Here is a 24432-nt window from a genome sequence, read left to right on the forward strand (position 1 = left end):
CAGGATCGATCCGCCCCACCGTCTGCTGCTCCTGTCCTGCAGGGACAAACCGAACGCCGCCAAGCGAACCGGGTGAAGCGCGGGTGCGCATGCGGGTGTCGCCGTCGGTCAGTCGGGCAACCCGACATCGCGGGCATCCCGGCCTGCGCGCGATCCGGCCCAGCGGGGATTCCGCAGCGTGGTGGTGAATTCCCGATGGAACACCGTCGACACCAGACCGGGCTCGCCCCGGTACGCCGGCACCAGCCCGAACCGCGGTGGTTGTCGTTCACGAATGTCGACGGCAGCTTGCCGCTCCGGCGTTCGTGCATGCGCCCGGCCTGATCGATCGTCGCCGCTGATCGTGTGACTGCGGCAGGTCGCTGCGCTGGTCATGCGGGGGTGAGCGACAGGTTCAGGTGTGCCAGGCGGCGCACGATCAGGCTCGGAACGTAGGCGGGTTCGGGGCCGCTCAGCGAGACCGTGGCGGTGGCTTCGAGCAGTGCGCGCACGGCCTGAGTGGTTTCTTTGCGGGCGAGGTGGGCGCCGAGGCAGAAGTGGATGCCGCGCCCGAAGCTGTGGTGCAGTTTCGGCTGGCCGCGGTCGAGGTCGACTCGGTCGGGGTGGTCGAAGATGCGGGGGTCGCGGTTGGAGGCGCCCCACATCAGCATCAGTCGTGCGCCCGGTTCGAGGCGTACACCGGCCAGCCGGGTGCGGGCGGTGGTGACGCGGAAGTGGCCGCGGAACGGGCTCTCGATGCGCACCGCTTCCTCCACCAGCGCACCGATCCGATCGGGTTCGGCACGCACCGCCGCTTGCAGCTGCTGGTCGCCGGCCAGCAGCCGTACCGCGGTGCCGAGCAGGCTCGCGGTCGATTCCGCGCCCGCGGTGACCAGCTGCACCAGCAGCATCGCGCCCTGATCACGGGTCAGGGTTCCCGACGCGACCGCCGCGGCGACGCTGCTCAATACCCCCGTGTCCTGCCCTGGGTCGGCCCGGTCGAGGCGTTCGCCCAGATACTGTGCGAATTCGAGCACCGCGAGGGCGGCCTGCCCGGCGCGTTCGGGACTTGCGACGCCGGAGACCAGATCGATCGCCGCGTCCGACCAGGCGGCGAGGCGCTGATGGTCGGCGCGCGGGAGCCCGATCAGCTCGCCGATCACCTGCACCGGGACCCGGTGGGCGACCGTGGTCATCCAGTCACCGCCGCCGGAGGCGACCAGCCCGGCTACCGCCGGGGCGACCGCGGCGTCGATCAACTCGGTCGTCTCGGCGACCGCGCGCGGGCTGAACCGCGACATCACCAGCGCCCGCTGCGCGGTGTGCGCGGGCGGATCCGCGGTCGCCAGCACATCCACTCCGGCTCCGGCCTCGGCCACCGACACCGTCGCCGACCCCGACGCCGCCGACAACACCGCGACCAGATTGCTCGAATAGGTTTGCGGATCGGCCAGCACGGTGCGGATCGCCTCGAAACCGAGCACCACATACACCTGTTGATCAGGCAGATAATGCACGTCCCCGGCGTCACGCAGTTGTTCGAGCAGCGGATACGGGTCCTGCAGTGCCTCGGTGGAGAACAGATCGGGAACAGTCATCGAGACCAGCCTTTCACACGTTGTATAACACGTTATACAACGTGTTCTCGCTCTGCGGTACCCTCGAACGGTGGTCGACGACACTGCTGCCCTGCTGCGCGAGTCCCGCGATTCCCTGCGTGTGGTCCGCGAATTCGGCCCCGCCGAACGCGCGCGCCGCGCCGAGATCGCCGCTGTCGCTCGCACGATGGCCTCCCGGAACGGCTACAAGGGCGTCACGATCCGCGAGGTCGCCGCCGAGGCCGGCACCACCCCGGTCACCGTGTACCGCTACTTCGGCTCCAAGGACGGGCTGATCCAGCACCTCATGGCCGACTGGGCCCTCGACACGCTCGACCGCCTCACCCGGCTACCGGCCGAACCCGGCGCCGAGCCCGCCGACCGGATCGCCTCCGCGTTCTCCCAGATCATCGACTGGGCCGCCGAAGACCACAACCTGCTGCAAGCCGGGATGAACTCCGTGCACTCCGGCGACGGCCCCGGAATCCGGGTATGGCGCCCACTGTTCACCGAACTCGTCCGCGCCGCGCTGGCCGACCCCGACTGGACCGACGACCACGACCGAGCCCTGGTCCTCGGCCACGTCCTGACCACCTGTCTGCTCGACCTGACCACCAACCCCGCCAACATCACCGACATCCGCCACACCATCACCCGCGCAGCACAACTGCTCTTCACCACGACCAACCCGCCGCATCACCGATAAGGCACAGTCCGAGCAGCGGCCGAGCCGTCTTCGCATCGGACTTCATACGCGACACGATCAGCAGCTCTCAGTAGGGATGTTCGTATCCATGGTCGGGTGCCGGGATGCGCTGGACATCGGTGACGCGGAGGGTGGGGATCTTGTCGGGGTCGCGCCCGGCACTCCCCGGTTCGACGGTGCCCTGGACCTGAAGCCAGGTGTCGGCGGCGATCGGTTCGCCGATACCGGACAGATGAACCGAAATGTATCGCGCGTCGGCCACACAGCAGGTGATCAGCACACGCGCGAGGTCGATCGTCGAAACATCCTGGCGCGTTGAGCTCTCGCCCTCCGGAGCGAGAACGAATCCGCTGACGGTGATCTCGCGTCCATCGAGCGAATGGGTGGAGTCGTACAGCGCTCTGTTGGCAAGGTCGTAAATCGTGAGTGCCGGAGCGGGTTCGTCGGGTAGCGGCGGAAACGGACGTAACTCGGGTTCGTCGGCGACCGGCGCGGCCACCTGCACGCGCGAGGAGGTCGCGACCGAGTCCGCCCCCAGCGCGGGCGGGGTGATCAACAACAGCGCCGCGGCGGGTGCGAGCAACAACCACTGCGCGCGTCCGTGTCCGTCGTCCCGGGAGATTCCGGAGCGCCGGATGTCGCGCACGATCGAGATCGCCGCGAACACAACGAATCCGGTGCCACTGATGAGCAGAAACGGATGCAGACCGGGTTTGACGTAACGGAGGTAGCTGCCATCGATCGCGGTGCGCAGGATCGCGACACCGACCAGCACCAACAACAGATTCTGGGTTTCCCGCTTCACCGCGCACCCCCGAGAAACAGATATCCCGCGACTGTGCCGCAGCCGATCGCCACCACAAAAGTCAACGGCGCGAAGCGAACCGCGAACCGCCGCCCGAAACTGCCCGCCTGCATCGCGAAGAGCTTGACGTCGACCGCAGGACCCACGACCAGGAACACCAGCCGCGGCAGCAGCGGCAGAGCCGACATACTCGACGCGACGAATGCGTCGGCCTCCGAGCAGAGCGCAAGGACGATGGCCAGCAGAGCCATCACCACGATCGCCACCACCATGCGCCCGCCCAACTGCTCGTACCAGTCAGGCGGAACCAGCACGTGCAGCGCCGCCGCGGCCGCCGCACCGAGGACCAGAAACGAACTGGCCTGCAACAGATCATGTCGCGCGGCTTCGGTGAATACCTCCCACTTGGTCCGCCCTCCCGCGCAGTGATCGTGGCGATCGACCGCAGGCAGCATCCACGCCGGGCGTCCGATCCGCGACCACAGCAAGCCCATCACGACAGCGGTGGCCAGAGAACCGCTGAACCGTGCGCCGACCATACCGGGCTCACCGGGGAACGCTACCGCCGTCGCCACCAGCACCACCGGATTCGTGGCCGGCGCCGACAGCAAGAACGCCAACGCCACCGAACTGGGCGCCCCCTGATCGATCAAACGCCGGGCCACCGGAACCACCCCGCACTCGCACCCCGGCAGAGCCATACCCGCCACCCCGGCCACGCCGATCGCAGCGGATTCGTTGCGCGGCAGAATCTTTCGCAACAGCGCCGGGGAAACGAAAGCGGCGATACCACCGCTGACCAGCACACCGAACACCAGAAACGGCACAGCCTGAACGAAGACGCCGACGAACACCGTGGTAGCGGTCTGCCATCGCACGTGGCGATCGACAATCCCGGCAAGCCACCCCTGAACGATCAATCCGGCACACACCACCGCGACGAGAACATACGTCGAAGACACCCTGGACCGCATCGACCGCCGAACGCGATGGTCGACCATCACCACCCCTCCCCTGCTGATTCGCTGCCGCACAAACCTTAAGCGATAACGATTGCCATTTCCTGCCAGGTGCTGCGCGGACGCCGGTACAGCTGATGTGCCGGGCCACTGCGGTGCTGCGGAACTGAGGTGCTGCAGATCGGAGAATTCTCCACGGCGGTCGCCGACCCGGTGTACGCCTGCTGGTCGCGTCGAACACGGGGCAACTACCCCGGCCCTGATTACGCCGTCCACGGTTGCCCCGGTGGCATAGTCGAACTGTCCACCTCCGCTGAACCGGAAGGCATCGACATGACCGATCACACCTATCGCGTAATCGAAATCGTCGGCACTTCCCCCGACGGCGTCGATGCCGCTATCCGCAGCGGCCTGTCGCGCGCCGCGCAGACAACACACAACCTCGACTGGTTCGAAGTCCAGTCGGTCCGCGGTTACCTCGAGGACGGAGCCGTCGCCTACTACCAGGTCACCATGAAGGTCGGTTTCCGCATCGAGGATGTCGGACAATAGGCTGCCGCCGAGGTGACAGAGGTTCACTACCCGCGCTACCCACCCGGACCACACCGCGCTGTTCGCTTTCACCACATCGAAGAGCTGGAGAGGTCGAAACCCCGCGCCAGAGGGCCAGACGACCACGCCTACCGCCGCATCGACATTCTCGGCCGCCGTCACCGGTCGGCGCCGCTCGTCACGACAACCGCTGCGGCCCACCGCGTTCCACACCTCGCCCCCCGGCGAGGAGCGGGCCACAGCGTCATCTACCTATTCAGCTGCCGTGTCGTCGACATCCATCAACCGCCTTGCTCATGTGCGAATGGGATTCAGGCACCCTGCGCCGGGGGCTCGGCCGGTGCACAGCCGACCCCCCGGTGCACAGCGGCTACTTTGCCGAGGGCGCGGGCTGGTTCACGGTGGTGAAGTACTGCACCGCCGCCATGATGGCGATCGGTGCGGTCACGAAGAGTTGGCCCGCGGCGGTTCCCAGCGCGCCGATGGCGACGATGCCGCCGAGGCAGCCGATCGCAGCGGCAGGCAGGAAACCACCGAACAACCCGATGATCGCCGCCGCGGCGACAGTCGCCCCCGCGATGCCGCCGAGCACGCAACCGACGGCGGCGCCGCCGAGGCCACCCACGAGTGTGCCGATGGTGGCGCCGGTGAGAATTGTGCTCGAGAGCCGGCTCCAGGCGGCCTGTTCACGGTCGTACTCGTTCTTCCACGGCGCCTGGTTCTCGAAGGGCAGCGCCACCGGCCGATATACCGCGTGCCGCACATCGAATTGCGGAGTGAGAACGGCGCGGTTGCCGTGAATGTCGGCGGCGATCGGGAACACGAAGTCATCGACCCGGAACGAGAGTTCGGCGCCGGCCAGAACCGGGCCGCCTTCCTTCGGCCGGATGGTGAGGACGCCGTGGTCGGTCGATATTGTTCCCGCGGAGTCGGTTTCGATGACGGCGGTGTTCGGTGTCAGGGTGGCGGTGTAACCGATGGGTGTGGCCGCGTGCCCGGCGTCCGCGGACGCGGTGGCGCAGGAGACACTGATGGCGGCTGCCAGCAGGGCCGAGGTGACGATGGTTTTCCTCATCTTCTTCCTTACTTTCCGGGGATGTGCTGTCACACCGCTGCGGGTGTGCCGTCGCGGGGGTCTGTGATCGGTTCGGCCGCAACGTCTTCGGCACCGGCACCGGCGCGCGGCAGCAGCAAGGCCACCAGCGCCGCGAGGGCGAAGAACCCGGCGCACACGATGAGGCCGCCGCGGAATCCGATGCTGGTGGCCAGTCCCGCCAGGATGAACGGCGCCAGCGCGGAGACTCCACGCCCCACGTTGAAACAGAATCCGGCGCCGGTGGCGCGAGCCCTCGTCGGGAACAGTTCCCCGAGGTAGGAGCCGAACAGGCCGAAGAATGCGGTGAACGCACCGAATACCGGTCCCATCCACAGCAGCGCGGTCTGATGTGTGGTGAGCGCGTAGACCGGCAGTGTGAGCGAGACTCCGAGCAGCGTGAGGACGATCGTCCGGTGGCGGCCGATGCGGTCGGCGAGGAAGCCGAAACCGTTGTAGCCGAGGAACATTCCCACGTTCAGCACGGTCATGAATGTCGCCACCGAACTGGACGGCAGATCACGCTCGGTAGTGAGGTATGTCGGCAGCCAGGTTGTGGCACCCCAATACCCGAACAGTGCCAAAGCGGCCATGACAGTGCCCAGCACGGTCCGACGGCGTAACGAGGACCCCAGAACATCGCGGACCGAAACGACATCGGTATCGGTGTGGGCCCTCTCCGCCGCCCAGCTTTCGGATTCGGCGAAGAAGAGCACCACCACGGCGACAGGCAGGGTTACCGCGGTGCCGGCGACCAGGAACATCAGGCGCCAGTCCGGCAGGAACCAGCCGGCGACGGTGGCGGCCATCGCCCCACCGGCGGGGAAGGCACTGATCACGAATGCCGCCGCGCGGCCGCGGTGCTCCTCGGGCCAGGTCTCGACCACGTACGCCGAGACGACGCTCCACACGGCACCGAGCCCCACTCCGGCGAGGAATCGCAGCAACAGGACCGTCTCGTAGTTGGGTGCGATCGCGATCGCGGCGGTGAAGGCACCGAAGGTGAGCAGGGAAGCGACGAGCGCTTTCTTCCGGCCGAAGTTGTCGGCCACATAGCCGCCGAGGACGCTGCTGACACCGATGCCGATCAGGGTGGCAGTGGCCAGAAGTCCGCCCTGGGTGATCGTCAGCCCCATGTCCTGGCGGATGGTCGGTAGCGCCATGGAGAGCAGGACAATCTCCAGTGCGTCGAACAGGTAGGCGAGAAAGCACCCGCCGAGCACGATCCAACGACTACGTCGCATCGTTGTACCTCCACTATGAGCTGCCAGGGCTCATCGAGCGCGGGCAGCGGTGATCGTCGAACCGGGGGCGAGCGCTCCCCGCAGATATGGGTCGGTTCCGGCCGATGAGTCGCCGAGGCGCAGCCGGACAGAAGGTGTTGTCGTAGGAGTGCGATCCGGACGAGTCCAGTCCGGCACCTCCCCGACGTTCAGCATCATTAAACATCTGACGCGTGATGTCAACCACAGGCGAACAGTCCGACGAATAAAGCTCCATCGCGTACGAGTGGGCGGGCAGACGGGTAAGACCCCGCAATATGCGGCAATGGGTTGCGGATTCGACGCGGTCCGCTGCAGCGGATACATCAGGAACGGCGGACGGCTCGCACCCGCCGTCCGCACGAGTACCGTTTATTGCAGATAAACCGCTAGTGTTCACTGAGGGTTGATTTGCCGTGCGAGTAGACAGGGGTGCCTCATGCAGGACCGGATCGGCCAGGCTTTGAAGCAGGCACGCCTGGATCGGGGTTTGAGCTTGCGCGCGCTGGCCGCGGCGGCCGGGATATCCGCTAGCCAGCTGTCGCAGATCGAGAACAACAAGTCCCAGCCGTCGGTGAGCACTCTCTACGCTCTGGTCAATCGTCTCGAGGTCTCACTCGACGAGTTGCTGGGGATTTCGTACGGTCGCACCGCCTCCGGTGCGGAACCGGCGCCCGAGTCGTCGACGGGCACGACTCGGCCGGGCGGAGTCGTTCAACGCGCGGCGGACAACCCGGTGCTGGAGATGGCCAACGGGGTCCGGTGGGAGAGGCTCGCCGTCGGACCGGGATCGGGTGCGGACGCCCTGCTGGTCACCTACGAACCCGGCGCCGCGAGCTCGGTGGACCGGATGCCGATGCGGCACTCAGGAACCGAGTACGCCTACCTGTTCACCGGGGAATTGACGTTGCTGCTGGATTTCGACAAGTACACGGTCAGCGCCGGCGACTCACTCTGCTTCGACTCCACTCGCCCGCACATGTACGTCAATCAGTCCGACCAGCGCGCGAGCGGAGTGTGGTTCGTCACCGGCCGCCACGAATCCGGCCCGACCCGGGAATGGGTCGACGCACAACTCGGTGAGACCGGCCCGGAATTACCGCCACGAGTGGCCAACGCGGCCGATGCGCTGGATCTGCTCGGCACCGCGACGACGCGTTTCCACCCGACTCGACCGAACCGCGGCAGCTAGCCCCTTGGTTCCTGAGGCGAAAGATGCTGCGGCGGGGCATCTTTCGTTGCGGTCAGTGTTTTGATGATGTCGAGGCTTCGGGTGAGGTGTGGTTCGGTTCGGCCGGCGCGGTAGGCGAGGGCGAGTCCGATGGTGGTGGTGGGTCGCAGGGGGCGGTAGGTGACGCCGTCGAGGGTGAGTGCGGATACCGGTGCGGGCACGATCGCGGCGCCGAGGCCGCCGGCGACGAGGGTGACCAGTGTGGAGGTTTCGCCGACCTGGTATCGGATGCGGGGTTGGATGCCGGCGTCGCGGAGCAGGCGCATCACCACGCTGTACATGACCGATGCCCGGTCGGCGGAGTGCACGATGAGGTCGGTCTCGGCGAGCTCACGCGGATCTACGTGCGCGAGTGCGGCGAGAGGATGGTCGGAGGGCGTGGCGAGCACGAGTTCGTCGTCGCGGAGCGGCTCGACGGCCAGAGAACGATCGGTGACCGGTGGGCGCAGCAGGGCGATGTCGACGGCGCCGGTGCGCAGCGCCTCGATCTGGTCGGGCACCAGCATCTCACCGCGGAAGGCGAATTCGACTCCGGGCAGTTCGGTAGCGAGGTGACGCGACAGTGTCGGCAGCAGTGAGGCTGTTGCCGAGCCGACGCACCCGATGGTCAAGTGCCCGACCGAGCCCGCCGCGACCAATTGCGCCTCGCGTGCGGCGTCGTCGAGCGAGGCGAGGATCTGCCGTGCGCGGGCGAGGTAGGCGGCCCCGGCCGCGGTGAGCTCCACCTTGCGGGTCGTGCGTTCGAACAGCGACACACCGAGGTTCGCCTCGAGCTGGCGGATCTGCTGTGAGAGTGGCGGTTGCGCCATGTGCAGGCGTTGCGCGGCGCGGCCGAAGTGCTGCTCCTCGGCGACGGCGACGAAATAGCGCAGATGTCGAACATCCATATCGAAAACATCCTAATCACCCTCAGAATGGATACTTCACGATATCAACGCTGGACTCTAGCGTCGAAGCGGTGACCGAAGCTTTCCTCTACACCGCGGTACGGACCCCGTTCGGCCGCTTCAACGGCGCACTGGGCGGGACCCGCCCCGACGACCTCGCCGCCACCGTCATCCACGCCACCCTCGCGAAGACCCCCGCGCTCGATCCGGCCGCGCTCGACGAGGTCGTGTGGGGCAACGCCAACGGCGCCGGCGAGGACAACCGCAACGTCGCCCGCATGGCCGCACTGTTGGCCGGAGTCCCGGTCAGCGTTCCCGCCACCACCGTCAACCGGCTCTGTGGCTCCGGCCTCGACGCGGCGATGATCGGGTCCCGGCAGATCGAAACCGGCGACGCCGCCCTGGTATTGACCGGCGGTGTCGAGTCGATGACGCGCGCGCCGTGGGTGTTGCCCAAACCGGGCCGCGCGTTTCCCGCCGGGGACGCGACGCTGGTGTCCACCACGCTGGGCTGGCGACTGGTCAACCCACGCATGCCGGCGGAGTGGACGGTCAGCCTCGGCGAGGCCAACGAGCAACTCGCGCAACGATTTTCGATCAGTCGTGAACGTCAGGACGCCTTCGCGGTCCGCTCCCACACTCTCGCGGCCGCCGCATGGGACGACGGGTTCTACGACGACCTCGTTGTGCCCGTCGAGGGCGCGGAATTGCTGCGCGACGAGGGCGTCCGCACGGACGCGACCGTCGAGAAGGTGGCAGGGCTGAAGCCGAGTTTCCGCCCCGAGGGCACGATCACCGCCGGCAACGCCTCACCGCTGAGCGATGGCGCTTCGGCTGTCCTGCTGGGCAGTTCGGCCGCCGCCGACCTGGTCGGGGCGGCGCCGGTGGCCCGGATCGCGGGCCGCGGCGCACACGCCGTGGAACCGCAGGCGTTCGGTTACGCACCGGTCGAGGCCGCCAACCGGGCGCTCGCGCGGGCGGGGATCGGCTGGGACCGGGTCGGTGCCGTCGAACTCAACGAAGCGTTCGCCGTGCAATCACTGGCCTGTGTGGACGCCTGGAACATCGACCCCGAGATCGTCAACACCCGAGGCGGCGCGATCGCCATCGGCCACCCGCTCGGCGCCTCCGGCGGCCGCATCCTCGCCACCCTGTCGAAGGTGCTGCGCGAACGCCGCGAACGCTGGGGCGTCGCCGCGATCTGCATCGGCGTCGGCCAAGGCCTGGCCGTCGTACTCGAAAACCTGGAGACCACCCGATGAGCGCCACCATCTGCCCCAGCACCGACGACGCCGTCGCCGGAATCGCAGACGGCGCAACGGTATTGATCGGTGGATTCGGTTTGGCGGGAATGCCGTTCGACCTCATCGACGCCCTGATCCGCCACGGCGCCACCGACCTCACGATCGTGTCCAACAACGCCGGAAACGGCGACGTCGGCGTCGCCGCGCTACTGGCGGCGGGACGCGTGCGCAAAGTGATCTGCTCGTTCCCACGCCAACCCGACTCCTATGTTTTCGACCGCCTCTACCGCGCGGGCGAGGTCGAACTCGAAGTCGTTCCGCAGGGCACGCTCGCGGAACGCATGCGTGCCGCGGGTGCGGGTATCGGCGGCTTCTACTGCCCCACCGGCGTCGGCACGATACTGGCCGAAGGCAAGGAAACCCGCACCATCGACGGACGCGACCACATCCTCGAAATGCCGCTGCGCGGCGATGCCGCCCTGATCGCCGCCCACCGCGCCGACACCCTCGGCAACCTCGTCTACCGCAAAACCGCCCGCAACTTCGGACCCGTCATGGCCACCGCGGCCACCACCACCATCGTCCAAGTCGCCGAGATCGTCCCCGCCGGCACCCTCGACCCCGAAGCGGTCGTCACACCCGGCATCTACATCGACCGCATCGTCGCAACTCAGGCCCGGCACTACACCGTCCAAGGAGCCCGCTGACATGGCCCTGACCTCCGACCAGCTCGCCGCCCGCATCGCACGAGACATCCCCCGTGGCGCCTACGTCAACCTCGGCATCGGCCAACCCACCAAGATCGCCGACCACCTCACCCCGGAACTAGGCATCACCCTGCACACCGAGAACGGCATGCTCGGCATGGGCCCCGCCGCCACCGGCCACGACATCGACCCCGACCTCACCAACGCCGGCAAAGTACCCGTCACCGAACTACCCGGCGCCGCCTACTTCCACCACGCCGACTCCTTCGCCATGATGCGCGGCGGCCACCTCGACATCTGCGTCCTCGGCGCCTTCCAAGTCAGCGCGACCGGCGATCTCGCCAACTGGCACACCGGCCAACCCGACGCCATCCCCGCAGTCGGCGGAGCCATGGACCTCGCCATCGGCGCCAAACACGTCTTCGTCATGATGACCCTGTTCGACAAAACCGGACACCCCAAACTCGTCCCCCACTGCACCTACCCCCTCACCGGCCTCGGCTGCGTCAGCCGCGTCTACACCGACCACGCCATCTTCGACATCACTGCTCACGGCGTCGAGGTACACGAGACCTTCGCGACCGGTCTGGACGAACTGCGAAACCGCCTCGCTCTGCCACTCGAATCCGCTGCCGGACATCAAGTCCCGTGACGTGCTGAGCCTGCCGGACACGCTCCGAAAGTTCGCAACCGAATATCTCGTTCGGGCTGTTCAACCAATTTCCCAGGAGGCCAAGGGTGCGCACACCCACGCAATTCTTTCGGTACGTCGCGTTGGGCGACAGCCAGAGTGAGGGACTCGGCGACGGCGATGAAAGCACGGGGCTGGTCGGCCTGGCCGACCGGCTCGCCGCGACGATGACCGCGTCCAATCCCGCGTTGCAGTATGCGAATCTGGCCGTGCGGGGCAAGCTCGCAAGCCAAGTCCGCTACGAACAGCTCGACGCTGCGATAGCGCTTCAGCCGGATGTCGCCACGGTCATCGCCGGCGGGAACGACCTGTTGCGACCGAACTTCGACGCCGAGGCCGTCGGTGAGCATCTCGAGGCGGCATTCGCGCAGCTGACCGCTCAGGGTGCGGTCGTGGCGACTGTGACATTTCCCGATGTCGCTCGCGTCATTCCGTTGGCCCGGGTGCTCGGCCCGCGCACAGCCGCGCTCAACGAGGTGATCCGGAATGCGGCCGCTCGCCATGGCGTGCTGGTGGCAGAAACCGGTGACCACGACGTGATGACCGATCCGCGCATGTGGTCCTGGGACCGTTTGCACGCCACCCCGCTGGGGCACCAGCGTTTCGCCGATGCACTGGCCCAGGCCCTGCACCTGCCGGGGTCCGGCGACAGCTGGACCGAACCGCTTCCGTCCGCCGCACCACAACTCGGCACCGCCGCGGCCGTCACCGCCGAACTGCGCTGGATAACAGGCTTTCTGACACCGTGGCTGCTTCGCCGCCTCACCGGCAGGTCATCCGGCGACGGGCGAGTCGCCAAACGTCCACATCTGGGCCCGGTCGATCTCATCCCGAACGCATCGGTCTGAGCGACGAAACAACCGCGTCGGCACTACTCGGACCGGTCCGAGTAGTGCCGACGTCGAATCACATCCATATGCGTTCGCGACAGGACAACGACGGTCACCTGGGTGAGTGCCCACCCCGTCGTCAACTATCGTCCGGTGCCGAACCGATCAGCAACCCAGTCCGCGATGAAGTCGACTGTGGCCGACATATCTGCGCCATGGCCGGCGAAACTTGGCGATCGTTGCCGCCATGGACCACCAGAAGAGGGGCCTCGATCTTCAGGTAGTAGATCGATGCGCGGCGGTATCTCGTCGCCGCCGAAAGCGCATGGCCCGCGGTAACATCCGCGTCGGCCTGTCGGCGGACACGATCCGCGATCGCGCACAGGCTCGCGAACAGCTGCTCCGAATCCGGTTCGGCACCGATCAGGGGGCGGCATCCTTCGTCGATCTCCCCGATCGCGGCGCCTTGCGCGAGTGCCAGATTGATCGAGAGATTCCAGACGTAATGTCCCGGGAAGGGTTCGAACACCGCTGGGCTCCTCAGTGTTTCATCGTGTCAGTCCGAGTAGTGCCGAGGTGAGTCCCAGGTCGGGCCCGAAGTCTTCCAGGCGGCCGGTGCGGCAGCCGTCGGATCGCATCTGGATGCGTTCGCAGAAGAGGCTGACGACCTCGCCGGTGAGCGCGGTGCCGAGGACGACATGGCCGCGCATGAATCCTTGGCTTCGGTTCATCGATCGGTCGAGGTTTTGCAGCAACAGCGGAGCGAGGTCGACCGTTTCCGTCACTCCGGCGGCGTTGGCGCGCAGCTGGGCCGTGACGCTGGTCAAATTCGACAGTGTTCCCGCGAGCTGGTCCTGATACTGGCTCAGGGTTCCGCTGGTGTTCGCCAGCATCCCGTTGAGCTGGTCGAGAGTTGCTTGCAGCCCGGGAGCTTGTTCGGCCAGCAGATTCGACAGCTGGGTCATCTTGTCGCTGAACTCGCGCTCCGAATGGTCGTTGTCGGCCAGCATCGTCGTCAATTCGTTGAGTTTATTGATGATGCCGGCGATCGCATCACCGTTGCCGACGCCGACCTTCAGCGCTCCGGACAGGGCAGCCAGGGTGTCGTGGATCTTCTGTCCCTGTCCGTTGACCATGGAGTAGAGCAGCTGTCCCGACAGCGGGCCGGTGTCGGCGCCGGGTTCGGGCTCGAGGGCGGCGGCGAACTGGTCGATCGTTTTGATCATCGTGTCCAGCTCGACGGGCGTGCGGGTCTGCTGCACGGTCAGGTGCGCATCGGCCGGCAGTGTCGGTCCACCGGTATAGCGGGGCGTGAGTTCGATGTGACGATTTGTGACGATCGACGGTGAAACGAGAGCCGCGACAACGTGTTCGGGTATCTGCACCGAAGCATCGATGCTCATGTGAACTTCGTTGTATTCACCGTGGGGGATGATCTTGTCCACCGTGCCGATCTGAAGCCCGAGCACGGTGACCGGGTTCCCGTCGAAAATGCCAGCGGTGTCGCGGAAGTCGGCGGTGATGTGGTTCTCGGCGCGGCCCGGGGTGCGTAGTGCGGTGCATCCACTCAACAGGAGGGCCGCGATACAGACGGCGGCGGTGACGCCGGCGCGGGTCGTTGTCATCAGTGACCTCACATGCCGGGATCGATGAGGATCTTTCCTTCCACTCGACCGGCGGCGAGTCGGTCGAGGGAGGTGCCGAGCTGGTCCAGCGCGACGGCGGGTTCGATGAATTCGCCGCCGATGACACCGTGGGCAAGGATGTCCAGGGCTGCGGGCAGATCGGTGTCGCAGATGTGTGCGAGTGTGGTGTCGAGGGTGACCTCGCGAAAGATCATCGAGTGAATGTCCAACTCGGGCTTGCCTTTCGGGATGCCGACTGCCAGGACCCGGCCGCCGTCGGCGACCATGGCCAGTGCTTCGGCGAGCTGCCCCGGCGCGCCGCTGGCTTCGATGACGACCTCCGGCCGGTGGCCGCCCAGGGCTTCTCGGACGTCGGAGGCGATCGTGTCCGATGCGGTCAGTGCTCGATGGGCGCCCAACCGCTTCGCACGCTCGAGCCGGTCGGCCGCGATATCGACGACGGTGATGTCGAAGCCACCGATGTGCTCGAGCCCCGCGATGACGAAGGAGCCGATGGCGCCGGCGCCGATCACGACGACACTGTCACCGGCGCGGCCCCCGGCGCGGCGAGCGGCGTGGATGCCGACCGCGAGTGGTTGCGCGAGACCGGCGTGGTCGATCGACAACCCGCTGGGCAACCGGCGCAGCGTCTTCGAAGGGACCGCGACGAATTCGGCCATACCGCCAGGGACGTTGAGCCCCAAGGTCTTGTAGTGCACGCATTGGTTGGTGCGACCTTCGCGGCATCTGCGGCAAGCCCCGCACCATACTCCGGCTCCGCTGGCGACCAGATCACCGACAACGAGGTCGGAATCGGAGTCGGAGGTGACGATCTCACCCACGAACTCGTGCCCGGGAATGATGGGCCCCAGGTGGCCGCTGTGCGGGTGGCGGCGTGTGACGGGATAGGTTTTCGGTCCGGCGATCCACTCGGATGCGTCGGTACCGCAGATCCCCGACCGCAGCACTCGGACGAGCGATTCGCCGGTGCCGGGAGTCGGCACAGGTCGTTCTTCGAGCCGAATATCGCGTGCACCGTAGTACACAGCAGCCCTCATCATGTGTGGCACAGAAGATTTCCTCAGCGGTATTACAGGTCGTCGTCGCCGGCGGCGAGAACCAGATCGAAAGTGATGCTGTGCCAGCCGCCGCGGGGGTGGGTGCCGTCCGGGGCCGGACCGTCGTCGTGATGGACGGCGTTCACGAGCAGGTCTTCCTTCACGCCGAACACGGCGTCCGTGGCGAGGTAGGGGTCGCCGGAGAGGAAGATGTGGGTGATCAGGGTCCGAAATCCGGGGGCAGTGACCATGAAGTGCAGATGCGCGGGGCGCATCGGGCTGCGGTTCGTCGCTAGGAGCAGATCACCGACCGGCCCATCGTGTGGAATCGGATACGGCGCGGGCAGCACCGACCGAAACCTGTACTCGCCGTTGGCATCCGAGCGAAGCCAGCCACGACCGGCCGAGCGGCCGTCGGGATACTGGACATCGTAGAAGCCGTCCTCGTCGGCCTCCCAGACCTCGATCCGAGCGCCCGCGATCGGTGTGCCGGTGACCGAGCGGACCTGCCCCGACACATAACAGGGCGCACCGGAGGCGCCGCGAGCGATATCGCCGCCGAGCGGCACTTCGGGAGCGTCGTCGACGAAAAACGGGCCGAATACGGTCGATTCGGTGGCACCGGGCTCGGCGGGCTCATTGATCGCGACGGTCAGCATCGACAACCCCAGAACGTCCGACAGCAGAATGAACTCCTGGCGGCGCTCATCGGTGATATGCCCGGCGCGGGTGAGGAATTCGATCGCCCGCTGCCATTCTCGTTCGCTGAGCCGGACTTCGCGGGCGAACGCGTGCAGGTGCCGGACCAGGCTCTGCAACACCGCCCGCAGCCGAGGGTCCGGCGTCGCATCGAAGCTTGCCAGAACCTCGTCGGTAACCGCTTGTTCCCGGCCGGATACGACGGTGTGGTCGAGGGTCATGCGCTGGGCCCTATCGGGTCGGATCCGGCCCACGCCGCGTGCAGGATCGCGCGGACGCCGGCCGCGGTGACGGGGGTCGGGTTGTCGCCGGGGGCGATCGCGAGAATGTCGTCGACGACAGCGTCGAGGTCTGCTTCACTGACACCGAGGTCGCGCAAACCCGTTGGAACACCAAGTTTTTCGCTCAGCTGGCGCAGCGCTGCGATGGGATCGGGTTGCCGGAGCGCGGCGCCGATCCGGTCGGTGGCCACCGATGCGTTCGGGGCGTTGTACGCGAGCACATACGGCAGGACGATCGCGTGCGTTTGGGCGTGAGGCAGATCGAAGGCACCGCCGAGGACGTGGCAGATCTTGTGATGCAGTCCCGAGCCGGCCACCGCGAAGGCCGATCCGGCCAGATATGCGCCGAGCAGCAGTTCGGTTCGCGCCGTCAGATCGTCCGGTGTCGCGGTGACTGTTTCCAGGCCCCGGCTCAGATGCCGGATACCGTCCTCGGCGACCGCGCTCGACACCGGGTTGCGTCTCGGAGCCCAGAATGCTTCGACGCAGTGAGCCATGGCGTTGAGGCCGCTGGCCGCCGAGAGTTCCGCAGGTAGCGACAGCGTCAATTCCGGGTCGTAGACCACGGTGCGCGGCAGCACCCGCCGGTCGGTGCCGGTGGTCTTGCGGCCCTGGTCGGTCATCCCCCACACCGGTGTGACTTCCGAGCCGGCATAGGTCGTCGGCACAGCGACGATCGGCAAACCTGTCGACAGGGCAACAGCTTTCGCCGTGCCCGTTGTCGATCCCCCGCCCACCGACAACACCAGGTCCGAGCCGGCTGCCGCCTCGCGAGCGCGCTCGGCTACCTCGACCGGCACATGCGGACGCACCCCGGAGAATGTCGCCGACAGGCGGTCGGCGAACCGCTCGCACAGCCGGGCCGCGAGCTCGTACTCCGAACTGGAGGCGATCAGCAGGATCGCTTGCGCGCCCAGCCGGTCGACCTCGTCGAGCAATCCGGTGCGCGCCGCGCCCGCGCCGAAGACCACTCGGCCGGGCAGCGCGTCGTAGGTGAACATCGTCATCGGTCATCTCCGGGAATCACCGTCGGCTGATAGGCGAGCAGCAGCCAACGATCACGGTCGCGCACCCATACCGCCAGCGCACGGTTGGCCAGCTTCTTACGCACTCCCCCGGCGGTGATATCGGCGTGCATCTCGCCGACGACAACCGCGGTGTCACCGGCGACGACGATTCGGCTCACCGGATGGTCGATGTGGTGATACACGTAGTGGCCGGATCGCAGTTTGTCGACGTAACTGTCGAGGGCGTCGACCTCGGCGTTGGAGTGGGTGTAGACGAGGTCGGGATGAGCGAGGGCGAGGAAGCCGTCGACATCGCCCGCGATCACAGCCGCGTAGCGCTGATCCTCGAGCGAGCGAATCGTCGATTCGACTGCAGCGGAGGTGGTTTCCCGCGTCACAAGTGTGCTCCCATCTGCTGATCGTTCGGAATTGCCGGGTGCGTCGATACATCGCTTCGCCGCCTCAGCACAGTGAGGACCTGGGCCATATCGGCTCGTCCGAGTCCGGCACCCACAGCCTCCTCGAGCACGCCGAACGCGGCCTCCGCTCCCGGGAGGTCGAGGTGGTGGCGGTGAGCGAGATCCAGGGCGAGGCCCAGGTCCTTGCGGATCAGCGCGACGGTCGCCGCGACCGCGGTGGTCTCCGGCGCCAAGTACGCCTGCTGCTTGTAGCCGACATACGGCGCCCCGGCCGCGCTGTTGCGCAGAATGTCGTAGAAGACCGCAGGGTCCAGACCGCCGGCCTCCGCGAGGACGAGCCCTTCCGCGACAGCCTGGCTCAACCCGGCGAGAACAGCGTTCACCGCGAGTTTGGCCGCCGAGCCGGAACCGAGTGGTCCGGCATGGAACTGCGCCGCGGTCATCGCCGCCAACACCGGGCGAACCTGCTCGAATTGCGCGACAGATGATCCGACCATCGTTGTGATGGAGGCGGATTCGGCCATCGACACACTGCCCGACACCGGCGCGTCGACGACTTCCGCCTTCGCACGCTCGGCGATTCCACGCACAGCCTCCGGGCCGACGGTGCCCATCACGATGTGCACGTGACCGACCGCGACCGCCCGCAGCCCATCGACAACCACGGCGTGCGTGGACGGACCATCGGGCAACATGCTGATCGACAACGGCGCCACCGCGAGATCTTCGATCGAGTCGACCAGGGTGAGGCCCTCCGGGACGCACTCGGCCACGGGATCGTAGGCAAGGACGGTATGCCCCGACGCCGCGAGGTGGGCAGCCATCGGCCGTCCCATCCGCCCCAATCCAGCGAACCCGATCAGCACGGCACAGTCCAACCGGCGAAGTGCGGGCCTACCCCGCTCGAACGGCGAAGGCAGCTAGCGACATCAGTCGCCGGGCACCGTGCGCAGGTCGACCGTGGTCGAGAGATCGAGGATGGCATCAATGCTCCTTCGGCGTCGATGACGGGAAACGGCGGTCTCGGCAGCCCGAGTGCTGTTAAGCAGCATGGAACAGTTCGGGAGTCGATGTCAACCCTCAAGGAATGCCGGGCAGCTCCGATGTGACGGCGACAATCGCAAGACTTGGCCCGAAATTCGGCTATCAGACCTGATGGAATGGATATTCTGCGATAGTCGAGGTGGGCGATCGGATGGTGTCGTGGCCGAACAGCCACACGCTACTGTTCACTGTTAGTTGAAGAATGTGTAGACAGAACGTTCGATGCGTGGTGAGATCGGCCAGCAGTTGCCGCACGTCTCGTTCTTGTCGGCCCGGCACCCAGGTTCCGGACGCATGTGTGGTTCGCACAGCGATGACTGGAAGTTCCGGCTCGTCCCGGACGAGCTCACATTCCTGCGGCTGCCGAGACAGAGACTCCCTAACCGTTCACAAGGAACAGACATGACCGACACCGTGCGGATCCTGACGACCATAGGCACGCGAAACGTTACGCGTGAACAGGTACGCGCATGGGAATCACGCCGTGCCACAGCAGTTCTCGGGAAACTCGCCGCCCGCCTGGGACATCTCGGGATGAACGAGATCATGCCCGACCGCACACCGCAGGAACTGCGCACCGCTCCGCTCGACGAGCAACGCTACGCGTTGACGACACTGAAAACCGGTCTCGGTCACGCCGGCATCTACGCGCTACTCCGACACGAACTGACCTTCTCCGAACGCACGTCCCGCATCGGCGTAGCGGCAAGCAGAGGCCGAACCAAACACGCCGTCACCCGCCTGGAGGTGCCCGACTACTCCGCCGAACGATTCGCCACTTGGTTCAACGACCTCACCACCACCAACGCCGAAACCGACATGATCCACGCATGCCCCGACCACTACCTCGTACGCGGCCTACCCGACGGACGCCAAGAAGTCGTCGAAACCACCGGCGGCAGCCCGGCAGCAACAAGATTCCTCATCGACTACACCGCCGGCGACATCCTCACCATCCCGATCGACCCCGACTACCCGATTCAGATCGCCGGAGCAGCCACTCTCGACGACGGCCTGGTCATCGGCGGTGTCCGCCACCAATTTCGCGACCGCGACGGCGCCCTCGACGCACTGCTGACCGTACAATTCCCGGCCACCGTGCCCACCCGTCTGATTCGCCAACACCAATGGCATCTCGCTGCGGAGTTCAGCAACTGGATCATCGCCGCCGCACCAACCGCGGACACACGTCGAACCAGCTGATCCGACCTTCGGCGCACAGTATTTGTCGCATGCCCCGCCATCACCAAGTCCGCCAAATCTCGCCCTCCCGGTTCCGGGGGGCAGACACGCCGGGGTGAGCGGACGTGCCGGCCGATGCAGGCGGTGCGCCTACCGTGGTCGCGTCGGGTTGTCTGCCCGGCGCCGCGCGTGAGCGCGGCCGGCCTGTCGATCAGCTTGTCCAGCAAGTTTCTTGCGCTGTCGCGGGGAGAAGCCGGCCTCGTGGCGGCACGACCGGATCGGTACGACACCCCAGGAGGTCGAAAATGCGTGATGCTCGTTGTGCCCGGCCCCTTGTGCCCACCACTTTCCTCGCCGCCGCGGCCACCCTGACAGTCTGGGCGCCGACGGCCTCAGCCGAGCCGCTCGGTCCGCTGCCGGTCTACACCTGCGACATCGCGGAGCAAGGGCTCGGTGCGACGGAACTCGACGGAACCAGGGCCATCAAGGGGCAGAACTGCGAGGCCGGCGAGGGCACACCCACCAGCGGAAAGGTCGAGGAAGCGACTCTCATCCAGCCCAGAGACAACGACCTCGCCTACATCTGCAACGGCACGGTGTTCATCCACCAGAAAATCATCAACGGCCAGTTGGACGTCACGACCGATCGTTGCCGCATCCCCGGGCAGTGACGAATTCGGATACGTGCCTATAGATCTGGGCTTGTCCGGCGTTGCGGCGCAGCCGGGCGGCGCGCCGCCTGCGCGCGCACTCTGTCTGAGATATAGCAAGGCCGAGCCCACACCCGTTATCGCCGGCGCTCCGATTGCAGCTGCTTTCGGGGCAGCAGATCCAGCCGGCCAAAGGTGAAAGGTTTGGGATCCCTGCGCGACCCGACCGATCCGCCCCAAGTCGGGTAAGCGACGGACGATTGGCCCACATGCCCCTGCGGCCAGGCGATCCACCGATTCCCACCATCCGCCCGATATCGACATCTGACGGACCGCGCGACCACCCGGGTACACCGACGCAACCGCAAAACGCCTGGGCGTGCCGACCAGGCCTGCCTTGCCGCAGTGGGGTTCAAACGCGTGCCGGCTGTGGCGATTCGGCAACCCCATCCTTGGTCTGCGTTGGTGCCCGTGGCGACAGAACACCCGTGCGGCAGTGGAGCCCGGTATCGGGCGAAGACCGCCCATCGCACCTCTGGTGAGGGCTGCGATCTCCCCGAAAACCTTGGCAGTGGTCTTGTCCCACACGTACTGACCGCGAGGTCACGGGGGTGCGGTGTTCGGCGTGGCCGTCCTGGTGCCAGGTGGCGGCCCTTCGCGCGCTGTTCATCGAGCATTTGGAATCAGGTTCACTGATCGCCCGAATTCGCTGGAACTATCTTCCATATCGACCGGGTAGCACTGAAGGGAGAACCAAAAGCCATGTCCGACTCGTCCGCACCGGCCTCGACTCATCCGAGCTGGGAACGTGACGGCATCTGCCTGATGGAGAACGCCATCTCCGGCGGCGATCTCGATCGTCTGCAGCGCTGGGTCTCCGAGCTGGAAGCAGAGCCCGGCACCACCGACGGACTGCTGCAGTACGACGAGAAAACCGCCGACGGTTCGATGCGCCGGTGCCGCACAGAGAATTTCGTCCCCTTTCATGAAGGGCTGCGCACCCTGCTGACCGCGGGCGACATTCCGCGGATCGCCTCGGAGCTGCTCGGTGAGCAGGCCGTTCTCTACAAGGAGAAGCTGAATTACAAGGCGCCTCAGGGCGCGGGGTTTCGTCCGCATCAGGACGCGGTGGCGTACCCGAATGTGCAGCAAACCCTGGCGTGCATGGTCGCCGTCGATGACGCCTCGGTGACCAACGGCTGCCTCGAGATCGTTCGTGGCGCGCACCACGAGCAGCTGCCGACCGACGAGACCGGCTGTATCGACCCCGCCATCGCCGCCACCATGAGCTGGGAGCCGCTGCCGGTGAGCGCCGGTAGCCTGCTGTGGTTCCACTGCTGGGTCCCGCACCGCAGCGGTGCGAACACCACGACTGCGACCCGCCGCGCAATCTACTTGACCTACAACCGGATCAGTGACGGCGACCTGCGCGCGGACTACTACTCCGGCAAGCTCGCCGAGCTCAGAACACAGCCGGAAAGGCTCAGCCTCATCGGTCATTTCGCGGGTCAATCCTCGCCGTCGACGGAGATCCGATCATGAAAACCAGCACCGAAATGCTGCGTGAACTCGACCCACAAGCCCTGGGCCCCAGCGCTTTCTGCGCTGCCCTGTTCTCTTATCTCGAACACGAGGGCGCGACCATGTACGACGAGACGGTGACCCAACTCGAGCACGGCCTGCAATCCGCAGCCCTGGCCGAACAGGAGGGCTACGGCCCGGACCTGCAGATCGCCGCGCTGCTGCACGATATCGGCCATCTGATGCTGAGTGAACATGATGCGCGCGATGATTTCCTGGCCACCGACCTGCGGCACGAGATTGTCGGAGCGCACCTGGTCACGCAGTGGTTCGGAGCGGAGGTCGGTGGTCCGATCGCGCTGCACGTTCCGGCCAAGCGCTACCTCGTCGCGACCGATCCCGGCTATGCCGACGGTCTCTCGGCCGCTTCGATCCGCAGCCTCGAGGTGCAGGGCGGGCCTATGTCCACCGAGGAAGTCCAGACCTTCGAAACGCTGCCCTACCACGCCGAGGCGGTGCTCGTGCGCCGCTGGGACGACCGCGCCAAAGTGGCCGGCCTCGAGGTTGCGCCACTGCAGCATTGGCGCCCGGCCATTGAACTCCTGATCTCCGCTGCTGCGGATCAGTAACCGAATCAAGTATCAAAGGTATTGGGAATGAACCGCTTTCGCGCACTCCTGGGAGTGTTGCTCGCCCTGTGTCTCGGTATTCTGCTCACCAGCTGTGGTTCCCAGAGCTCGAGCACGAACACCATCAAACTCGGCGCCATTGCCACCGGCTCCGCGCCCGAGGAGCAGGCGCGCTACCAGAAGATCGCCGACCAGCTCGCCCAGAAGACGGGTATGAAGGTCGACTTGGTCACCAGCACCGACTATTACGCGATTGCGGAAGGGCTGCGCGGCGGCAAGCTCGATGTCGCGTTCCTCAATTCGCTCGGCTATGTGCTCACCGCACCCAAGGCGAAGATCCAGCCGCTGGCCGTCGGTGTCGACAACACCGGCCAGCCCGGTTATTACAGCTACCTGATCACCAAGAAGCGCGACGAGATCAAGGGACCCGCCGACGTCAAGGGCCACACTCTCGCGATCGCGAACAAGCTCTCGACCTCCGGTTATCTGTTCCCGCTGCGGGCCATGCAGGCCGCGGGCGTCAATCCCCAGAAGGACACGACCCTGTCGGCCGGTGGTAATCATGCGGCCAACATCCTGGCGGTGGCCAGTGGTCAAGTGGATGCGGCATTCGTCGACTCGGTCGAGTTCGAGGCGGCCGTGAAAAAGGGCAGGGTCAACCCGGACGAGGTGAGCGTGGTGTGGAAATCCGACCGGATCTCCGGCTCTCCCGTCGTCGCCCGCAGCGACCTGCCGGCCGACCGGCTCGACCAGATCAAGCAGGCGGTCCTGGGCCTGACCGGCACCGCGGAGACCCCGCTGGGAGTCGAGAAGACCATGAAGATGGGCGAAGTCGAAGATTCCGACTACGACCCGATCCGGGCGCTTGCCAAGCAGGCCGGATTGAGTGTCGACGATCTCGAGCAGAAATAGGACTGGTGAGGGAGCCGACATGATCAGCATCGAAGACCTCGTCGTGGAGTATTCCGACCGTCGCGCACTCGACGGCGTGGACATGCGGCTGAACGCCGGTGAGATCGTCGGTCTCGTCGGCCCCTCGGGTTCGGGCAAGTCCACGCTGTTACGCACGCTCAACGGATTCGTCCGCCCGACGTCGGGACGGGTGATCGTCGACGGTCGCGACCCGGCGCAGCTGCGCGGTGCCACACTACGCCGCCACCGCGCCGAGGTCGGCATGATCTACCAGCAGTTCCATCTGGTCGGCCGGCTGACCGCTGCCGAGAATGCCGCGGTCGGCGCGTGTTGCCGAGTTCGGCAGTGGCGCAGCCTGATCGGATCGTTGCCTGCGGAGCACCGTGCCGATGCCTATCGCGCCCTGGAGCGGGTGGGTCTCGGTGAGCGGACCGATCAGCGGGTGGACACCCTGTCGGGTGGTCAGCAGCAGCGAGTGGCGATCGCGCGCACGCTGGTTCAGGACCCACGGGTGGTGCTCGCCGACGAACCGGTCGCGAGCCTGGACCCCGGCAGTAGCGAACGAGTGCTGTCGTTGCTGCGAAGTCTGGCACGTCAGGACAAGCGCACCGTCTTCGTTTCGCTGCATCAAGTCGACCTGGCGGGCCGGTTCTGCGACCGGATCGTCGCGCTCGGGAACGGCAGGGTCATCATGGATTCAGCGCCAGGGGAGATCACTCCCGCGACGTGGGACGAGCTCTACGCCACCGCGGCGGCCGACCGGGAACCTGCGGTGGCGTGATCATGGCGACAACGATCACACCTCCCTCGGCGGATTTCGCCGCGGCCCCGGAGCGACGCATTCGCCGCAAACGCATCTCC

At 66.5% G+C, this 24432-nt stretch carries 26 protein-coding genes; 13 read left to right on the forward strand and 13 right to left on the reverse strand.

From position 1 onward, the window contains the following. Positions 1–371: 371 nt before the first annotated feature. On the reverse strand, positions 372–1577 hold the full coding sequence (locus tag ON23_RS31380; RefSeq protein ID WP_039782814.1) for a cytochrome P450: 1206 nt from the start codon (positions 1575–1577) through the stop codon (positions 372–374). Between the two features lie 70 nt (positions 1578–1647). On the opposite strand from ON23_RS31380, the gene ON23_RS31385 reads away from it, so the two are divergent. After that, positions 1648–2283 (forward strand): TetR/AcrR family transcriptional regulator, encoded by a 636-nt coding sequence (locus tag ON23_RS31385; RefSeq protein ID WP_039782815.1) that lies wholly within the window; start codon positions 1648–1650, stop codon positions 2281–2283. Positions 2284–2350: 67 nt separating this feature from the next. On the opposite strand, the gene ON23_RS31390 is transcribed toward ON23_RS31385, so the two are convergent. Together ON23_RS31390 and ON23_RS31395 are read right to left on the reverse strand one after the other, a co-directional pair. Continuing rightward, positions 2351–3088: a TIGR03943 family putative permease subunit gene (locus ON23_RS31390; protein ID WP_039782816.1), complete on the reverse strand. Its 738-nt coding sequence runs from the start codon at positions 3086–3088 to the stop codon at positions 2351–2353. Further along, the gene (locus ON23_RS31395; protein ID WP_051043612.1) at positions 3085–4089 is read right to left on the reverse strand and encodes a permease; all 1005 of its coding nucleotides are present in this window, start codon (positions 4087–4089) and stop codon (positions 3085–3087) included. The genes ON23_RS31390 and ON23_RS31395 overlap by 4 nt, the downstream gene beginning before the upstream one ends. Before the next feature lie 291 nt (positions 4090–4380). Here ON23_RS31395 and ON23_RS31400 point away from each other — a divergent pair, with 291 nt between their 5' ends. Then, the gene (locus tag ON23_RS31400) at positions 4381–4599 is read left to right on the forward strand and encodes a dodecin (protein WP_039782832.1); all 219 of its coding nucleotides are present in this window, start codon (positions 4381–4383) and stop codon (positions 4597–4599) included. Between the two features lie 370 nt (positions 4600–4969). Here ON23_RS31400 and ON23_RS31405 read toward each other — a convergent pair whose 3' ends face one another. Next, positions 4970–5674 carry a DUF8020 domain-containing protein gene (locus ON23_RS31405; protein ID WP_039782817.1) on the reverse strand — a complete coding sequence of 235 codons (705 nt, stop codon included), beginning with the start codon at positions 5672–5674 and terminating at the stop codon, positions 4970–4972. Positions 5675–5703: 29 nt separating this feature from the next. Continuing rightward, a complete protein-coding gene (locus tag ON23_RS31410) occupies positions 5704–6936 on the reverse strand; it encodes an MFS transporter (protein ID WP_039782818.1) in 1233 nt (410 codons plus the stop codon). Positions 6937–7393: 457 nt separating this feature from the next. Here ON23_RS31410 and ON23_RS31415 point away from each other — a divergent pair, with 457 nt between their 5' ends. Next, positions 7394–8146 (forward strand): helix-turn-helix domain-containing protein, encoded by a 753-nt coding sequence (locus ON23_RS31415; RefSeq protein ID WP_063821371.1) that lies wholly within the window; start codon positions 7394–7396, stop codon positions 8144–8146. Here the strand turns inward: ON23_RS31415 and ON23_RS31420 are convergent. Then, positions 8143–9072 (reverse strand): LysR family transcriptional regulator, encoded by a 930-nt coding sequence (locus ON23_RS31420; RefSeq protein ID WP_051043609.1) that lies wholly within the window; start codon positions 9070–9072, stop codon positions 8143–8145. The genes ON23_RS31415 and ON23_RS31420 overlap by 4 nt on opposite strands. Positions 9073–9143: 71 nt before the next feature. Between ON23_RS31420 and ON23_RS31425 the strand changes: the two genes are divergently transcribed. The 4 genes from ON23_RS31425 (at position 9144) to ON23_RS31440 (ending at position 12562) form a co-directional block, all read left to right on the forward strand. Then, the gene (locus ON23_RS31425; protein WP_039782819.1) at positions 9144–10334 is read left to right on the forward strand and encodes a thiolase family protein; all 1191 of its coding nucleotides are present in this window, start codon (positions 9144–9146) and stop codon (positions 10332–10334) included. Continuing rightward, positions 10331–11023, forward strand: coding sequence for a 3-oxoacid CoA-transferase subunit A (locus ON23_RS31430; protein WP_039782820.1), 693 nt, complete (start codon positions 10331–10333; stop codon positions 11021–11023). Before ON23_RS31425 ends, ON23_RS31430 begins: the two co-directional genes overlap by 4 nt. A gap of 1 nt (position 11024) precedes the next feature. Further along, entirely contained in the window at positions 11025–11675 is a 651-nt protein-coding gene (locus ON23_RS31435; RefSeq protein WP_039782821.1) for a 3-oxoacid CoA-transferase subunit B, read from the forward strand. An 86-nt stretch (positions 11676–11761) separates the two neighbouring features. Beyond that, on the forward strand, positions 11762–12562 hold the full coding sequence (locus ON23_RS31440) for an SGNH/GDSL hydrolase family protein (protein ID WP_039782822.1): 801 nt from the start codon (positions 11762–11764) through the stop codon (positions 12560–12562). 121 nt (positions 12563–12683) lie between these two features. On the opposite strand, the gene ON23_RS31445 is transcribed toward ON23_RS31440, so the two are convergent. The 7 genes from ON23_RS31445 to ON23_RS31475 form a co-directional block, all read right to left on the reverse strand. Continuing rightward, complete coding sequence (locus tag ON23_RS31445; RefSeq protein ID WP_039782823.1) at positions 12684–13073, reverse strand: hypothetical protein; 390 nt, start codon at positions 13071–13073, stop codon at positions 12684–12686. A 19-nt stretch (positions 13074–13092) separates the two neighbouring features. Further along, a complete protein-coding gene (locus ON23_RS31450; protein WP_039782824.1) occupies positions 13093–14169 on the reverse strand; it encodes an MCE family protein in 1077 nt (358 codons plus the stop codon). An 8-nt stretch (positions 14170–14177) separates the two neighbouring features. Further along, positions 14178–15173 carry a zinc-dependent alcohol dehydrogenase gene (locus ON23_RS31455; protein WP_245556234.1) on the reverse strand — a complete coding sequence of 332 codons (996 nt, stop codon included), beginning with the start codon at positions 15171–15173 and terminating at the stop codon, positions 14178–14180. An 86-nt stretch (positions 15174–15259) separates the two neighbouring features. Continuing rightward, a complete protein-coding gene (locus tag ON23_RS31460; RefSeq protein WP_039782825.1) occupies positions 15260–16147 on the reverse strand; it encodes a hydroxyquinol 1,2-dioxygenase in 888 nt (295 codons plus the stop codon). Then, the gene (locus ON23_RS31465) at positions 16144–17214 is read right to left on the reverse strand and encodes a maleylacetate reductase (protein ID WP_039782826.1); all 1071 of its coding nucleotides are present in this window, start codon (positions 17212–17214) and stop codon (positions 16144–16146) included. Before ON23_RS31465 ends, ON23_RS31460 begins: the two co-directional genes overlap by 4 nt. Beyond that, positions 17211–17612 carry a nuclear transport factor 2 family protein gene (locus ON23_RS31470; protein ID WP_039782827.1) on the reverse strand — a complete coding sequence of 134 codons (402 nt, stop codon included), beginning with the start codon at positions 17610–17612 and terminating at the stop codon, positions 17211–17213. Before ON23_RS31470 ends, ON23_RS31465 begins: the two co-directional genes overlap by 4 nt. Beyond that, a complete protein-coding gene (locus tag ON23_RS31475; RefSeq protein WP_039782836.1) occupies positions 17609–18499 on the reverse strand; it encodes an NAD(P)-dependent oxidoreductase in 891 nt (296 codons plus the stop codon). Before ON23_RS31475 ends, ON23_RS31470 begins: the two co-directional genes overlap by 4 nt. 580 nt (positions 18500–19079) lie before the next feature. Between ON23_RS31475 and ON23_RS31480 the strand changes: the two genes are divergently transcribed. The 6 genes from ON23_RS31480 (at position 19080) to phnC (ending at position 24352) form a co-directional block, all read left to right on the forward strand. Next, complete coding sequence (locus ON23_RS31480; RefSeq protein WP_039782828.1) at positions 19080–19880, forward strand: hypothetical protein; 801 nt, start codon at positions 19080–19082, stop codon at positions 19878–19880. Positions 19881–20164: 284 nt separating this feature from the next. Further along, on the forward strand, positions 20165–20530 hold the full coding sequence (locus ON23_RS31485) for a hypothetical protein (RefSeq protein ID WP_157170348.1): 366 nt from the start codon (positions 20165–20167) through the stop codon (positions 20528–20530). A 741-nt stretch (positions 20531–21271) separates the two neighbouring features. Further along, complete coding sequence (locus ON23_RS31490) at positions 21272–22051, forward strand: phytanoyl-CoA dioxygenase family protein (protein WP_039782830.1); 780 nt, start codon at positions 21272–21274, stop codon at positions 22049–22051. Then, positions 22048–22659: an HD domain-containing protein gene (locus ON23_RS31495; protein WP_244969548.1), complete on the forward strand. Its 612-nt coding sequence runs from the start codon at positions 22048–22050 to the stop codon at positions 22657–22659. Before ON23_RS31490 ends, ON23_RS31495 begins: the two co-directional genes overlap by 4 nt. Positions 22660–22686: 27 nt before the next feature. Then, on the forward strand, positions 22687–23571 hold the full coding sequence (locus ON23_RS31500; RefSeq protein ID WP_051043610.1) for a phosphate/phosphite/phosphonate ABC transporter substrate-binding protein: 885 nt from the start codon (positions 22687–22689) through the stop codon (positions 23569–23571). A 19-nt stretch (positions 23572–23590) separates the two neighbouring features. Beyond that, positions 23591–24352 (forward strand): phosphonate ABC transporter ATP-binding protein, encoded by a 762-nt coding sequence (gene phnC / locus ON23_RS31505; protein ID WP_051043611.1) that lies wholly within the window; start codon positions 23591–23593, stop codon positions 24350–24352. Positions 24353–24432: the final 80 nt, after the last annotated feature.

Source organism: Nocardia cerradoensis NBRC 101014, assembly GCF_000308535.1.
GTDB classification, from domain to species: Bacteria; Actinomycetota; Actinomycetes; order Mycobacteriales; family Mycobacteriaceae; genus Nocardia; species Nocardia cerradoensis.

Coding starts and splice junctions, on each gene's coding strand:
- ON23_RS31465 (WP_039782826.1), bottom strand. CDS start 17,214: ATGACGATGTTCACCTACGACGCGCTGCCCGGCCGAGTGGTCTTCGGC.
- phnC (WP_051043611.1), top strand. CDS start 23,591: ATGATCAGCATCGAAGACCTCGTCGTGGAGTATTCCGACCGTCGCGCA.
- ON23_RS31400 (WP_039782832.1), top strand. CDS start 4,381: ATGACCGATCACACCTATCGCGTAATCGAAATCGTCGGCACTTCCCCC.
- ON23_RS31415 (WP_063821371.1), top strand. CDS start 7,394: ATGCAGGACCGGATCGGCCAGGCTTTGAAGCAGGCACGCCTGGATCGG.
- ON23_RS31410 (WP_039782818.1), bottom strand. CDS start 6,936: ATGCGACGTAGTCGTTGGATCGTGCTCGGCGGGTGCTTTCTCGCCTAC.
- ON23_RS31405 (WP_039782817.1), bottom strand. CDS start 5,674: ATGAGGAAAACCATCGTCACCTCGGCCCTGCTGGCAGCCGCCATCAGT.
- ON23_RS31420 (WP_051043609.1), bottom strand. CDS start 9,072: ATGGATGTTCGACATCTGCGCTATTTCGTCGCCGTCGCCGAGGAGCAG.
- ON23_RS31460 (WP_039782825.1), bottom strand. CDS start 16,147: ATGACCCTCGACCACACCGTCGTATCCGGCCGGGAACAAGCGGTTACC.
- ON23_RS31430 (WP_039782820.1), top strand. CDS start 10,331: ATGAGCGCCACCATCTGCCCCAGCACCGACGACGCCGTCGCCGGAATC.
- ON23_RS31395 (WP_051043612.1), bottom strand. CDS start 4,089: ATGGTCGACCATCGCGTTCGGCGGTCGATGCGGTCCAGGGTGTCTTCG.
- ON23_RS31435 (WP_039782821.1), top strand. CDS start 11,025: ATGGCCCTGACCTCCGACCAGCTCGCCGCCCGCATCGCACGAGACATC.
- ON23_RS31450 (WP_039782824.1), bottom strand. CDS start 14,169: ATGACAACGACCCGCGCCGGCGTCACCGCCGCCGTCTGTATCGCGGCC.
- ON23_RS31500 (WP_051043610.1), top strand. CDS start 22,687: ATGAACCGCTTTCGCGCACTCCTGGGAGTGTTGCTCGCCCTGTGTCTC.
- ON23_RS31380 (WP_039782814.1), bottom strand. CDS start 1,577: ATGACTGTTCCCGATCTGTTCTCCACCGAGGCACTGCAGGACCCGTAT.
- ON23_RS31485 (WP_157170348.1), top strand. CDS start 20,165: ATGCGTGATGCTCGTTGTGCCCGGCCCCTTGTGCCCACCACTTTCCTC.
- ON23_RS31480 (WP_039782828.1), top strand. CDS start 19,080: ATGACCGACACCGTGCGGATCCTGACGACCATAGGCACGCGAAACGTT.
- ON23_RS31490 (WP_039782830.1), top strand. CDS start 21,272: ATGTCCGACTCGTCCGCACCGGCCTCGACTCATCCGAGCTGGGAACGT.
- ON23_RS31495 (WP_244969548.1), top strand. CDS start 22,048: ATGAAAACCAGCACCGAAATGCTGCGTGAACTCGACCCACAAGCCCTG.